12 protein-coding genes are annotated in these 12,952 nt (G+C 67.1%); 6 read left to right on the top strand and 6 right to left on the bottom strand.

The window, feature by feature from the left end:
• Window positions 1-19: 19 nt before the first annotated feature.
• The gene (locus M3330_RS09020) at window positions 20-718 is read left to right on the top strand and encodes an ABC transporter ATP-binding protein (protein WP_019290135.1); all 699 of its coding nucleotides are present in this window, start codon (window positions 20-22) and stop codon (window positions 716-718) included.
• Between the two features lie 240 nt (window positions 719-958).
• Here the strand turns inward: M3330_RS09020 and M3330_RS09015 are convergent, their stop codons facing one another.
• The 4 genes from M3330_RS09015 to echA20 are packed head-to-tail and all read right to left on the bottom strand — an operon-like array spanning window position 959 to window position 4,460.
• Entirely contained in the window at window positions 959-2,038 is a 1,080-nt protein-coding gene (locus M3330_RS09015; protein ID WP_006550419.1) for a nitronate monooxygenase family protein, read from the bottom strand.
• A complete protein-coding gene (ipdB, locus tag M3330_RS09010; protein ID WP_024102905.1) occupies window positions 2,035-2,793 on the bottom strand; it encodes a cholesterol ring-cleaving hydrolase subunit IpdB in 759 nt (252 codons plus the stop codon). The genes M3330_RS09015 and ipdB overlap by 4 nt, the downstream gene beginning before the upstream one ends.
• Complete coding sequence (locus tag M3330_RS09005) at window positions 2,790-3,668, bottom strand: CoA transferase subunit A (RefSeq protein ID WP_024102906.1); 879 nt, start codon at window positions 3,666-3,668, stop codon at window positions 2,790-2,792. Before M3330_RS09005 ends, ipdB begins: the two co-directional genes overlap by 4 nt.
• 30 nt (window positions 3,669-3,698) lie before the next feature.
• On the bottom strand, window positions 3,699-4,460 hold the full coding sequence (gene echA20 / locus M3330_RS09000; protein WP_024102907.1) for a (7aS)-7a-methyl-1,5-dioxo-2,3,5,6,7,7a-hexahydro-1H-indene-carboxyl-CoA hydrolase: 762 nt from the start codon (window positions 4,458-4,460) through the stop codon (window positions 3,699-3,701).
• A gap of 124 nt (window positions 4,461-4,584) precedes the next feature.
• Here echA20 and M3330_RS08995 point away from each other — a divergent pair, with 124 nt between their 5' ends.
• Window positions 4,585-5,802, top strand: coding sequence for an acetyl-CoA C-acetyltransferase (locus M3330_RS08995; RefSeq protein WP_219129894.1), 1,218 nt, complete (start codon window positions 4,585-4,587; stop codon window positions 5,800-5,802).
• Between the two features lie 2 nt (window positions 5,803-5,804).
• On the opposite strand, the gene M3330_RS08990 is transcribed toward M3330_RS08995, so the two are convergent.
• The gene (locus M3330_RS08990; RefSeq protein WP_024102908.1) at window positions 5,805-6,512 is read right to left on the bottom strand and encodes a hypothetical protein; all 708 of its coding nucleotides are present in this window, start codon (window positions 6,510-6,512) and stop codon (window positions 5,805-5,807) included.
• A gap of 52 nt (window positions 6,513-6,564) precedes the next feature.
• Between M3330_RS08990 and M3330_RS08985 the strand changes: the two genes are divergently transcribed.
• A complete protein-coding gene (locus M3330_RS08985; RefSeq protein ID WP_255028544.1) occupies window positions 6,565-7,158 on the top strand; it encodes a TetR/AcrR family transcriptional regulator in 594 nt (197 codons plus the stop codon).
• A 16-nt stretch (window positions 7,159-7,174) separates the two neighbouring features.
• On the opposite strand, the gene M3330_RS08980 is transcribed toward M3330_RS08985, so the two are convergent.
• Window positions 7,175-8,854, bottom strand: coding sequence for a class I adenylate-forming enzyme family protein (locus M3330_RS08980; RefSeq protein ID WP_006550411.1), 1,680 nt, complete (start codon window positions 8,852-8,854; stop codon window positions 7,175-7,177).
• A 236-nt stretch (window positions 8,855-9,090) separates the two neighbouring features.
• Between M3330_RS08980 and M3330_RS08975 the strand changes: the two genes are divergently transcribed.
• The 3 genes from M3330_RS08975 to M3330_RS08965 all read left to right on the top strand — a co-directional run bounded on the left by M3330_RS08975 (window position 9,091) and on the right by M3330_RS08965 (window position 12,952).
• A complete protein-coding gene (locus M3330_RS08975; protein ID WP_024102911.1) occupies window positions 9,091-9,900 on the top strand; it encodes a MaoC/PaaZ C-terminal domain-containing protein in 810 nt (269 codons plus the stop codon).
• Between the two features lie 26 nt (window positions 9,901-9,926).
• On the top strand, window positions 9,927-11,606 hold the full coding sequence (locus M3330_RS08970) for an AMP-binding protein (protein ID WP_255028543.1): 1,680 nt from the start codon (window positions 9,927-9,929) through the stop codon (window positions 11,604-11,606).
• A 167-nt stretch (window positions 11,607-11,773) separates the two neighbouring features.
• On the top strand, window positions 11,774-12,952 hold the full coding sequence (locus M3330_RS08965) for a Rieske 2Fe-2S domain-containing protein (protein WP_255028542.1): 1,179 nt from the start codon (window positions 11,774-11,776) through the stop codon (window positions 12,950-12,952).

The raw sequence follows: 12,952 nt of genomic DNA, 5'->3' as shown, positions 1-12,952 counted from the left end.
GAGAACGAAGGACTTCGACATGAGTATCTGCTTACGCAACATCGTCCTCAGCTATCCCGACGGTGACGGGCATCGACGCGTCCTCGACGACGTGGATTTCGAGGTCAGACGCGGCGAATTCGTGGCTGTGACCGGTCCGTCCGGGTCCGGCAAATCGAGCCTGCTCGCTGTCGCCGGCCTTCTCATCACCCCCGATTCGGGTCGTGTCGTTATCGACGGCAGCGACATGACGGGACTGGACCGTGACGAGCGCACGACCGTGCGACGCGAGAAGCTCGGATTCGTGTTCCAGCAGTCGAACCTGCTGCCCTCGTTGACCGCAGTCGAACAACTGCAGATGATGTCCCATCTCGCGGGCGACTCGGTCCGCGAGAGTCGTGCCCGTGCCACGGACCTGTTGTGTTCATTGGGTCTCGACGGGCACCTGGACCGGCGTCCCCACCAACTGTCGGGAGGGCAACGGCAACGGGTTGCGATCGCGCGAGGACTGATGAACGACCCCTCGGTGTTGCTCGTCGACGAGCCCACCTCGGCCCTCGACGAGAACCGCAGCCGCGAGGTCGTGGCCCTGCTCGCCGATCTGAGCCGGGATCGGGATGTGGCGATCGTGATGGTCACTCACGACCTGAGCCGGCTGACTCTCGTCGACCGCGCCTGTGCCGTGCGCAACGGGACACTGATACCCCTGCCTGGCTCCGTGCCGAGCGCAATTCACTGAAACAGCGGCGAACTGTTGTCACGCGGTATCGGGAATCTTCCTGACCGGGCCGTGGCTTGGGCTTCGGCGGAGTGGGGTCGATTTTCCGGACCGCGGGAGGCATCGTGAACGACCCAGCGCCTGTGTCCGGCGACGCGCGGCGGAGTCTGCGCACGTCGGAACCGATCGAGACCGGTGTTGTTGTCGATTTCTCGCGGAAACTCGACAACAACACCGGTCTCGATCTGCTGGGAATCGGAATCAGGCGGCGGGACGCCCCTGATCGCGCAGGGCGGAGAGGGCGTCGATGCGCTCGACTGCCTCGGCGACGATGCGGTCGATCAGTTCCTGGCAGCTCGGCAGGTCGTCGAGCATGCCGACGACCTGGCCCGAGGCGAGCACACCGGCTTCGGTGTTGCCTTCCACGAGACCGGCCTTGAGGAGCATGGGGGTGTTGGCGGCCATGATGATCTGCTGCCAGGTGCGGTCGCTCGCCTTCTTCATGGCGAGGCCGTCCTTGACGATGGTCGACCACTTCATGCCCGTCATCGACTTGAACTTCGTCGCGTTCCGCGCGGCCGCGAGCAGTCCCTTCGCGTAGGTGGACTTCTCGAGGCTGTTCACCAGGTCGGTGTTCAGGACCCGGTGCGGCATGCCGTCGACCTTGAGTGACACCGTGGTGTCCTGCAGTCCCCGCGAAAGGTACTGCTGCTTCACCGAATCGGGAACAGCACTGTCGCTCGTGAGCAGGAACCGAGTGCCCATCGCGATGCCGGCCGCGCCGTAGGACAGCGCGGCGGCGAGCCCACGACCGTCGAAGAAGCCACCGGCGGCGACGACGGGGATGTCGACGGCGTCGAGGACGCTCGGCAGCAGCAGGGTTGTCGCGACGGGACCGGTGTGGCCACCGCCCTCGCCGCCCTGCACGATCACCGCGTCGGCGCCCCACGAGGCGACCTTCACGGCGTGCTTGGCAGCACCGATCGACGGCACGACGACGATGCCGTGATCCTTGAGCTTGGCGATCAGCTCCTTCTTCGGTGCGAGGGCGAACGACGCGACCTTGACCTTCTCGCGGATCAGCAGGTCGATGCGCTCACCGGCGTCCGAGGCGTCGGCGCGGATGTTGACGCCGAACGGCTTGCCGGTCAGCGACTTGGTCTTCGCGACCGCCGCTTCGAGTTCGGCGTAGGTCATCGTCGCCGAGGCGAGGATGCCGAGACCACCGGCGTTCGACGTCGCGGCGGTCAGGCGGGGACCGGAGACCCATCCCATGCCCGTCTGAACGATCGGGTGCTCGATCCCCACCAGGTCGGTCAGAGCGGTGCGCAGGACGGTCACAGCGAGACCTCGCGGTCGCGCAGACCCTTGGGGTCGATCACCTCGCGGATCAGACGCAGTTCCTCGAAGGTCGGCTCGCGGGTCACGCCCGCCTCGTCCAGGCCGGCGACCTCGAAGGAGGTGTTCTCCGCGACGGTGGACGCCTCGACACCCGGGTGCAACGAGAGCGCCCGGAAGGTGTGGTCGGGACCGCCGAAGTCGAAGACACCGAGGTTGGTGACGACCCGCGCGATGTCCAGGAAGCGGTACGCCGGGTTCTCGGGATCGACCTTGTCGTATCCGACACCCGAGACGATATCGACCGTGTCGACGAAGACGCGCGAGGAGTGCTTGCCGACCCAGTAGCTGGTCGCGTGGTTGATCGTGTTGCCGGGAGCGCCGCGCACACCGAACATCTGGCGTGTCGGCTGCTGGAGTGGGCCGAAGGCCGACAGGTTCTGGTTGCCGTACCGGTCGATCTGGTTGGCGCCCATCACCACGTGGCGGCGGCCCGAGGCGACGACGTCGAACACCTTGCGGAAAGGCATCCAGCCTTCGATCGGTGCCTTCGCGCCGAGGGCCGGGACGTCGGCGAGGATGAGTGCTTCACCGTCGGTGATCAGCAGGTCGGGCTCGGTGGTGAGCTTGGCCAGGCGTGCACCGATCTGCGGCAGTGTCGCCATCGGGCTCGCCATGATCTCGCCGGCACCCGAGAAGATGTCGGCGCATGCGATCGCGCAGTACTCGGCGCGGGTCACGGTCTCGGTGGTGGTCATGCCTGCTCCTGTGCGAACTTCTGGACTGCGGCCTGGTAGTCGTCCTCGCTGCCCGAGAGGAAGCGGTCGACGAATGCCTGCCATGCCTCGGGGTCCTTGGCGGACTCGGCGTAGTGGCGCTGGAACTTCTCGTCGCGGCCGTAGCTGTCGCCCGCGAGGGTGAAGTGCGCCCCGTTCGGTGCTTCGACGATTCCGTCGACCATCATGCGGTTGAGCAGGAGCTGCTGCAGCGGAACCTCTTTCACGAGCTGCTCGGTCTCGACGATCTTCTCGACGGAGACGTAGCGACGTTCGGCGGCCATGCAGTAGAGGTCGTCGAAGTAGGGGTCCACGCCCTGGTAACCGGAGTTGCCGTGCTTGTCGCCGATGTTGAGGTGCACGAACGACGCGTCGAGGTTCAGCGCCGGCATGGCGATGAGGGTCTCGGTGCCGTCCGGTCCGGGATACGGCGAGGTGACGGTCTTCAGTTCACCCTCCCAGAAGTCGACCACGGCCGAACCCAGGCCCGCGCGGAGGGGCAGGAACGGCAGGCGCGCGGCGGCGGCTTCCAGGCCGCACTTGATCATGCCCTCGTCCATTTCACGGGCGATGATCTCGCCGCCCGTGCGGGCCTTGGAGAACCACGGGTCGTAGAACGGTGCCGAGTCGAGCGAGACGAATCCGTAGTACGCCTTCTTCACCTTGCCCGCCGAACACAGCAGGCCCAGATCGGGACCGCCGTAGGTGACGACGGTCAGATCCTTCACGTCCGAACGGAGGATGGCCCGCACGAGGGCCATGGGCTTGCGGCGCGATCCCCAGCCGCCGAGGCCGATGGTCATTCCGCTGCGCAGCTCGCCGACCACGTCGTCGAGCGACATTCTCTTGTCACGCATGGTGTTCCGAACTCCTGGTGGTGTGAGGCGTCAGCTGTTGCTGCGCGGCTTTCCTGTTGCGACGAACTCGTCGCGGTGCTCGTCGGCGATGCCGGCGAGATTCAACTCGAAGGTGAAGCCCTGCTCGAGGCGGTAGCTCGTCTTCACGTCGACGGGGTCGATGCGGTTGATGGCTTCCTTCGCACGGCGGATGACGCGGGTGTCCTTCGCGGCGATCATCTCGGCGACCTCGCGTGCGGCGGCGTCGAGTTCGCTGCGCGGCACGACCTTGTACACCGAGCCGAAGTGCTCGAGCTGCTGCGCGGTGACGTTCTGCGCCGTGTAGTAGAGGGTGCGCATCATGTGCTGGGGGACGAGGCGCGCGAGATGCGTTGCGGCGCCCAGTGCACCGCGGTCGACCTCGGGCAGGCCGAAGACGGCGTCGTCGGAGGCGACGATGACGTCCGCGTTGCCGACGAGGCCGATGCCGCCTCCGACGCAGAAGCCGTTGACGGCGACGATGACCGGTACCTCGCAGTCGTAGACGGCGGCGAATGCCGCGGCACACCCGTGGTTGGCGGCGATCAGGGCGTCGAACCCTTCGGTGGCCTGCATTTCCTTGATGTCCACACCCGCGTTGAAGCCTCTGCCCTCGGCGCGCAGGATCACCGCGTGGGTGTCGAGACTGCGCCCGGCCGTGGTCACGGCCTCGGCCAGGTCGAACCAGGCCTGTGAGGGGAGAGCGTTCACGGGCGGGAAGTCGACGGTGACCGTGGTGATACCGGCGCTGTCGGAGGTCGAGGTGATGCCCATGGCATGTTCCTAACGTCTGTACCGAACCAAGCGATTGCTTGGTAAGTTAGCACAGGATAGCCGCCGGACCCAGAGGGTCGAAGGGCCGTAGGGTTGAAGTACGACCGATCATCGAGGAGAGAAGATGCCCGAAGCAGTAATCGTGTCCGCAGTACGGTCGCCGATCGGGCGAGCACGCAAGGGCTCGCTCGCGTCGATCCGCCCGGACGACCTGGCGACCCAGATGGTCGCTGCAGCGCTCGCGAAGGTCCCCGATCTCGATCCCACCGAGATCGACGACCTCATGCTCGGCTGCGGCCAGCCCGCCGGACAGTCCGGCTTCAACATCGCCCGCGTGGTCGCGGTGCAACTCGGCTACGACTTCCTTCCCGGCGTGACCGTCAACCGGTACTGCTCGTCGTCGCTGCAGACCACCCGCATGGCGCTGCACGCCATCAAGGCCGGCGAGGGCGACGTGTTCGTCTCCGCCGGCGTCGAATCGGTGTCGAGCTTCGTGACCGGCAACGCCGACGGTCTGCCCGACACCAAGAACCCGCTGTTCGACGACGCCCAGGCGCGTACCGCCAAGCTCGCCGAAGGCGGAGTGTCGTGGACCGACCCGCGCACCGAGGGTCTGCTCCCCGACGTCTACGTCGCGATGGGACAGACCGCCGAGAACGTCGCGTCCCACACCGGCATCTCGCGCGAGGACCAGGACCGCTGGGGCGTGCGCTCGCACAACCGCGCCGAGGAAGCCATCAAGAGCGGCTTCTTCGAGCGGGAGATCACTCCGGTGACCCTCGCCGACGGCACGGTCGTCAGCACCGACGACGGTCCGCGTCCGGGCACCAACTACGAGGCCGTCAGTCAGCTCAAGCCGGTCTTCCGCCCGGACGGCACGGTGACCGCCGGCAACGCGTGCCCGCTCAACGACGGTGCGGCCGCTCTGGTGATCATGTCCGACACGAAGGCGAAGGAACTCGGACTGACCCCGCTCGCGCGCATCGTCTCCACCGGTGTCTCGGGCTTGTCGCCGGAGATCATGGGTCTCGGACCGATCGACGCGACCCGCAAGGCTCTCGCCAACGCGAACATGGGCATCGACGACATCGACCTGTTCGAGATCAACGAGGCGTTCGCCGTGCAGGTGCTCGGTTCGGCGCGTGAGCTGAAGATCGACGAGGACAAGCTCAACGTCTCGGGCGGTGCGATCGCGCTCGGTCACCCCTTCGGGATGACCGGTGCCCGCATCACCGCGACACTCATCAACAACCTGCAGACCCACGACAAGCAGTTCGGCGTCGAGACGATGTGCGTCGGTGGGGGTCAGGGCATGGCGATGGTGCTCGAACGCCTCAGCTGAGCTCAGTCCTCCGAGTCGGTCGGGGGGTCGTCGGTCTGCCGCTTGCGCTCGTCCTGGCGCCGGCGGCGCGCGACCTCCCGGTTCGCGAGGACGGCCGCGAGCACGACCGGCCAGACGTACTTCGCCTTGTCTGCGACGGCCTTCACCCACTCGGGCACGGTGAAGTCGAACAGGGAGAATTCCGGCAGGGAGATGGTCGGCCACGGAATGTCGGGCCACGGAATGTCCGGCCAGGGAATGTTGATATCCCAGTCTGGCCAATCGATTTCGGGGATCGGGATCTGTGCGAGCAGCCAGAGCACGATCAGCGGCACGGCGACCCCGGCTACGGCGACCGCCGTGCGCTGAGCGGCGTATTTCCGGGGGTGCGCCCGGATCCATTCCTCGCGAACAGCCGCCTTGGATCCAGGCTCGGGGTCGAGGTCGACCCCGCCGATGCCGGTGAGGGCGGCTGCTGCCGCACCGAGTTCGGTGTCGCCGTCCCACCAGGTGACTCGTCGGGCCGGTCCGATGAAGGTGGGGAGCCTGACGGCGATCGCGCCGCGTTCGTGCCCGTCGAGGACGACCTTGTCGTCGGAGGTCTTCTTCGTGGCGATCTCCTCGCCGTCGATCGTCCAGGTGATCCTGCGGCCCAGCCCGGCATCGTCGATTTCCACGGCGTGCTCGGCGCTCTCCCAGGTGAGCAGCCAGCGCTCCGGAGTCTTCGGCATACAGTAATAATAGAGCGGACACTCCATCAATGGCATCCAGGGAGCCGAGGACTTGGCACGTACGGTCGATCCGGTCCGGCACGAGGCGCGCCGCCTCGGGATCATCGACGCAGCTCTGACCTGCTTCGCCCGACACGGCTACGACGGCACGACCACGGCCGCGATCTGCCGCGAGGCCCGCATCGGGTCCGGAACCTTCTTCCACTACTTCCCCACGAAACTGTCGCTGATGGTGGCCGTTCTCGAACTGGGCACAACCGAAAGCGTGGCGTGGTTCGAGGCGCAGAGCGGGCGAACCGACGCCACCCGTGTACTCGACGAATACGCCGTTCGGGCAGCAGAGGATGCGTCGGATCCCCGTACGGCCGGCTTCGTCCGAGCGGTCGGGGCTGTGATGACCCGGCCGGAGATCGCGGCTGCTCTCGACCGCGACGCCCGCGCGCTGCGCGACGGATTGTTTCCCTGGGTGCGGCTCGCGCAGCAGGCCGGAGAGATCCGGACCGACCTGCCCGCGGATCGGCTCGTCACCTGGCTACAGGCTTTGCTCGACGGCTACCTCGGCGTCGTCGCCGCCGAGACGTCCTTCGACCCCGTGCTCGAACAGGAAACGCTCCGCGACGCCCTGCAGCGCCTGCTCCGGCCGTAGGTGTGCAGATCCGTCGTCACCAGTGGCCGTGGGTGTCGCGCCAGCCCTTGCGGATGATCTTCCCGGTGGCGTTGCGCGGCAACAGGTTGCACGTCAGCGTCCATTGCGTCGGCACCTTGAAGTAGGCGAGACGCTCGGATGCGAAGGTCGTCAATTCCTCGACGGTGACCGTGGAGCCTTCGACGAGCACGACCACCGCAGCCACCTCCTGGCCCCATTCCGGGTGGGGCGCGCCGGTCACCATGCATTCGCGGACCGCCGGGTGCAGGGCCAGGACGCGCTCGACCTCCGACGGGTAGACGTTCTCGCCGTTCTGGTGGATGAGGTCGGCGCGCCGGCCCACCAGACGCAGACGGCCGTTCTCGACCACGCCGAAATCACCTGTGCGCAACCAGCGGTCGGGAGTGATCGCCTCGGCGGTCGCCGCCTCGTCGTCCCAGTAGCCGAGCATGACGAAGGGGCTGCGCACACACACCTCGCCCACGCGGCCGTCGGGCAGCCAGGCGCCGCTCTGATCCCGGATCTCGAGGCTCACCGTGATGATCGGCGCGCCCACCGTGCCGGGGAACTCCTCGAGTTCGGCGGCGGAGGCCACAGCGATCGACGTGCTGCACTCGGTGATGGTGTAACTGTCGACCATGGCGTGCTTGCCGAACGGAAGCCCTTCGCGCAGAAGTTGTTTGAATTCCGGCGTCGAAGGTTCCGAGGACAGGGTGAACCGGCTCAGCGAGGTGAGGTCGTATCTGTCGAGATCTTCGTCCTCGAGCATCCGCGCCGCCATCGACGGCACGGCCATCCAGTGGGTGACCTGTTCCGCCTCGATGAGTTCGAGCACGGGACGCACGCCGTACCAGCCCTGGTTCATCACCACGGTGCTGCCGGTGGCCAGGCGCGGCACGATCGTGTTGTGCAGGCTCGTGATGTGGAACAGTGAGGAGGTCAGCAGATAGCGGGAGTCCGATGGTGCGGACCGGTCGTATGTGCCGCCGGTCCAGATCGTCGCGATCGCGTCGAGGTACCGGTGGTAGTCGACCACTGCCAGCAGATTCCGCTGCGAGTGCAACGCACCCTTCGGATCCCCGCTCGTGCCCGAGGTGTACAGGAGGACGGCCGGATCGTCCTCGGCGACTCTCGGGGGCGGCGGCTGCGCGCCGTCGAATTCGGCGATGAGGCGCGGTAGATCCTCCTCGATCGACAGCACCACCGTCTGCGCACGGTCGATGCCGGCCACGGCCGCAGCGCGCGGACCGTCGACGAAGAGCACCCGGGGTCGCGAATGACGGATACCGAATTCGAGTTCCGGTTGCACCCACCACGCGTTCAGGCCCACCGAGATCGCACCGAGGGCCTGCGTCGCCCAGAAGGCGGTGACCCACTCGGGCCGGTTCGCCGACAGGATCGCGACCCGGTCGCCCACGCCCACCCCGTACCGCTCGTGGAGCGCCGCGGCGAGGGCGTACGACATACGCGCGTTCCGGGCGAAGGTGATCCGCTGATCGGTCGTGACCAGATACTCGCGGTCGCCCCAGGCGAGGGACTGCGAGAGCAGATCCGCCACGGCGACGTCGCGTCTGCGCATGACGGGTATCTCGGTGCCCAGGACGTCCTGCACGACGATCTCGAACTCGCCACCCGGACCGGTGAGTCGCGATACCAGCTGATCGAGGAAATGGGAGGGATCGGAGGGGATGGTCATCGCCTGTATCCCACCGGTGCCCCTGCACGCTTCACGGACGTCCCCTCCTCCATCGAGTGCGTACCGCCAGAATCTCACGACGGGTCACCCCGACTTCGAATGTACCGGTGAGTGGGACGGGCGGTGACGGTCACCATCGCTCTCCCTAGCCTGTGACCTGGGCGTCTGTGGAAAAGCGAGGTCCTGTCTCCGTCGGGCCGCCGCCCGGCGCCCCTGTGAGAAAGGACCGAAGACGAATGACCGCAACGACGCCGACGCCCGCGCAGTGGCGAGGCCACGACCTGGGTGCCCGCACGATCCGCTACGACGAGCGGGACGCGATCCTGTACGCGCTCGCGGTGGGCGCCGGCGCGGCGGACCTCGATCTCGTGTTCGAGGACCGGCTGCGGGTGTTGCCGACGTTCGCCCTGACGCTGGCCCAGTGGGCACCGGATGCGCTCGGTGCGCTCGGTGCCTTCGACACTGCCACCGCGCTCCACGGTTCCCAGAGCCTCGAGGTGCTCGCACCGTTGCCACGCTCCGGGGAGATCGCGATGTCGGCGCGCGTCGGTGAGGTCTGGGACAAGGGCCGGGCAGCGGTGTTCGAGGTCGTCGTCGAGAGCGAGTTCTTCATCGCGACGTGGTCGTTGTTCGCACCGGGAGCGGGAGGTTTCGGCGGCGAGCGCGGACCGTCGGCGCCGTCCGCGCCGGAGGGGGATGCCGACGTGGTCGGCACGCTCGCCACACGCGCCGACCAGGCGGCGCTTTACCGGCTGACCGGCGACCGGCACCACATCCACATCGATCCCGAGGCTGCGGCGCGCATCGGACAACCCCGCCCCATCCTGCACGGCCTGTGCACGCTGGCGGCCGCGACCCTGCCTCTGGCCGACATGCTCGGAGGGCACCCCGCCGACCTGAAGACGCTGTTCGGGCGCTTCGCGGCCCCCGTCTTCCCCGGCGATGCGGCACAGGTCCGCGCCTGGGGTGACGCAGCGGATGTTCGGTTCGACGTCGTCACGGAGACCGGCGCCGTCCTGTCCGGCGGTCGCGCCGTTTTCGCTTGATCGCCACAACCGTCTGGAGGAAAGACTTGGACACGTTCGCAGAAGTAGTGCGCGCTCGTCACGGTGACCCGAAGGTGGGGTTGCGTTTCGAGGACCAGCAGTGGACCTGGGGCGAGGTGGTTCAGGAAAGCGCCGATCGTGCCGCCGCGATCGTCGCGACCGTGCCTGCTCCCGCAGATCGGCAGCGCCACATCGGGGTGCTGCTCGAGAACGTCCCGGACTTCGTCTTCTGGATCGGCGCCGGTGCCCTGGCCGGAGCAGCCGTCGTGGGCATCAACGCCAGCCGCAGCGGCCCCGAGATCGCCCGCGACATCGCGCACGCGGACATCGACCTCGTCGTCACCGAATCCCGCCTCGCCCATCTGCTCGAGGACACCGGCCACGGACTGACGGCCGACCGCATCCTCGATATCGACGACGATCGCTACGCGGAGTTCCTCGCGCCGTTCCGCGGTGCGGATCTGCCGGAGACGATCCCGTCCACCGACGACATCGCATTGTTGCTGTTCAGTTCCGGTTCGACCGGCGCTCCGAAGGCCGTGATCGTCGGCCAGGGCCGGCTCGCGCGCCTCCTCGGTCCGCTCACCGAACGTGTTGGCATGCGCGAGGATTCGGTCGCCTATCTGTGCATGCCGCTCTTCCACGGAAACGCACTCATGCTCAACCTCGGCACGGCCATGCGGGCCGGCGCGACCGTCTGCATGATCCGGAGGTTCTCCGCGAGCCGGTTCTCCGACGACATCCACCGCTACGGCGCCACTTTCGTCAACTACGTGGGCCGGGCCCTGTCGTACATCCTCAGCCGGCCGGAAGACCCCCGCGACCGCGCGAGCACCCTCGAACTCGCGTTCGGCACCGAGGCATCCGAAGCCGACGTGGCCCGCTTTTCCGAACGCTTCGGCTGCACGGTCGTCGAAGGCTACGGGATGAGCGAAGGCGTCTTCCGCATCAACCGCACCCCCGACACCCCGACCGGATCGCTCGGGGTCGCCGTCGGAGGCGTCGATGTCCGGATCTTCGACGAGGACACCGGGCAGGAGTGCCCCCGCGCCCGTTTCGACGAGACCGGTCGCCTCCTCAACAGTGACGCCGTCGGACAGATCGTCGCGTGCGGTGCCGCCCACACCTTCGAGGGCTACTACAAGAATCCCGAGGCGATGGCCGATCGGGTCAAGGGCGACGACTTCTGGTCGGGGGACCTCGGGTACCGCGACGAGAACGGCTTCTTCTACTTCGCCGGAAGATCCTCCGACTGGCTTCGCGTCGACAGCGAGAACTTCTCCGCCACTCCCGTCGAGCGCATCATCCTGCGGGTGCCGGGCATCCTGTCCGCCCCGGTCTTCGCCGTGCCCGATCCCACGACCGGGGATCAGGTCATGTGCGCCGTCGAACTCGAGCCCGGCGCGGAGTTCGACCCGGCGGTGTTCGGGGCGACCCTCGCCGAGCAGCCCGACATGGGAGACAAGTGGTGGCCGCGATTCGTGCGCGTCACCGCGCAGATCCCGCTGACGGGCAGCAACAAGGTGAACAAAGCCCCGCTGCGGGCGGTCGCGTGGAACACCCCAGACACGGTCTACGTGCGTGTCCGACGGACCTCCGAGTACGTCCTGCTCGGCGACGCGGAACGCACACGCATCGAGCGGGAGTTCGTGGCCAACGGCCGGGCGGCCCTGTTGCCGACCCCCGAACCTGCGCCGGTCGCATGATCGCGGTCCGGCCCGGTCTCACGACATCGGAAGGTCTCGACCAGTGAGATGGCCTCATCAGGGGTGATACCGATCACCTAGCGTTTCGGTCGTATCGCGACGGAATGCTCCAGCGGACTCCGCCGCCTGACCTCCTCAACGCTTCCCTCCCGAAAGGACGGACGACCGTGAGCATCGGCACTTCCGAACAATCCGAGATCCGCGAGATCGTCGCCGGGTCGGCTCCCGCCCGCTTCGCCCGGGGCTGGCACTGCCTCGGCCTGTCGAAGGACTTCAAGGACGGCAAGCCGCACTCGATCGAGGCATTCGGGACCAAGCTCGTGGTGTGGGCCGACAGCAACGACGAGATCAAGATCCTCGACGCGTACTGCCGGCACATGGGTGGGGATCTCAGCCAGGGCACGGTCAAGGGCGACGAGATCGCGTGTCCGTTCCACGACTGGCGCTGGGGCGGCAACGGGCGCTGCAAGAACATCCCGTACGCGCGGCGTGTTCCTCCGATCGCCAAGACCCGCGCGTGGCACACTCTCGACCAGGACGGCATGCTCTTCGTGTGGCACGACCCCCAGCGGAACCCGCCGCCCGCGGACGTGACCATCCCGCACATCGAGGGCGCCACGAGCGACGAGTGGACCGACTGGGTCTGGTACACCACCGAGGTCGATACGAACTGCCGCGAGATCATCGACAACATCGTCGACATGGCGCACTTCTTCTACGTGCACTACTCCTTCCCGGTCTACTTCAAGAACGTCTTCGAAGGCCACGTGGCCAGCCAGTTCATGCGGGGTCAGGCTCGTATGGACGCTCGTCCGCACGCGGACGGACAGCCGAAGATGCTCGGAAGCCGCTCCGACGCGAGCTACTTCGGACCGTCCTTCATGATCGACGATCTCGTTTACCAGTACGAGGGTTACGACGTCGAGTCGGTCCTCATCAACTGCCACTACCCGGTGTCCCAGGACAAGTTCGTCCTGATGTACGGCATGATCGTCAAGAAGTCCGACCGCCTCGAGGGGGAGGAGGCGCTGCAGACCGCCCAGCAGTTCGGGAACTTCATCGCGAAGGGCTTCGAGCAGGACATCGAAATCTGGCGCAACAAGACCCGCATCGACAACCCGCTCCTGTGCGAGGAGGACGGCCCCGTCTACCAGCTGCGGCGCTGGTACGAGCAGTTCTATGTCGATGTCGAGGACGTTGCGCAGGAGATGACCGACCGCTTCGAGTTCGAGATGGACACCACTCGCCCGGTGGCCGCGTGGATGAAGCAGGTCGAGGAGAACCTTGCCCGCAAGGCAGCCCTCGACGAGCAGGCAGGCGCGCAGCAGTCCACCACGACGGGCTAG

It is taken from the genome of Rhodococcus sp. GA1 (assembly GCF_024321955.1).
Taxonomy (GTDB): domain Bacteria; phylum Actinomycetota; class Actinomycetes; order Mycobacteriales; family Mycobacteriaceae; genus Rhodococcus; species Rhodococcus pyridinivorans.
Note: the sequence above shows the minus strand (reverse complement) of the source record. Positions and strands in the feature narration are given on the sequence as shown.

What these genes read in the sequence shown, in the direction of transcription:
- ipdB (WP_024102905.1), bottom strand. Translation starts at nt 2,793, where the DNA reads ATGACCACCACCGAGACCGTGACCCGCGCCGAGTACTGCGCGATCGCA.
- M3330_RS08975 (WP_024102911.1), top strand. Translation starts at nt 9,091, where the DNA reads ATGACCGCAACGACGCCGACGCCCGCGCAGTGGCGAGGCCACGACCTG.
- M3330_RS09005 (WP_024102906.1), bottom strand. Translation starts at nt 3,668, where the DNA reads ATGCGTGACAAGAGAATGTCGCTCGACGACGTGGTCGGCGAGCTGCGC.
- M3330_RS08995 (WP_219129894.1), top strand. Translation starts at nt 4,585, where the DNA reads ATGCCCGAAGCAGTAATCGTGTCCGCAGTACGGTCGCCGATCGGGCGA.
- echA20 (WP_024102907.1), bottom strand. Translation starts at nt 4,460, where the DNA reads ATGGGCATCACCTCGACCTCCGACAGCGCCGGTATCACCACGGTCACC.
- M3330_RS08990 (WP_024102908.1), bottom strand. Translation starts at nt 6,512, where the DNA reads ATGCCGAAGACTCCGGAGCGCTGGCTGCTCACCTGGGAGAGCGCCGAG.
- M3330_RS08980 (WP_006550411.1), bottom strand. Translation starts at nt 8,854, where the DNA reads ATGACCATCCCCTCCGATCCCTCCCATTTCCTCGATCAGCTGGTATCG.
- M3330_RS09020 (WP_019290135.1), top strand. Translation starts at nt 20, where the DNA reads ATGAGTATCTGCTTACGCAACATCGTCCTCAGCTATCCCGACGGTGAC.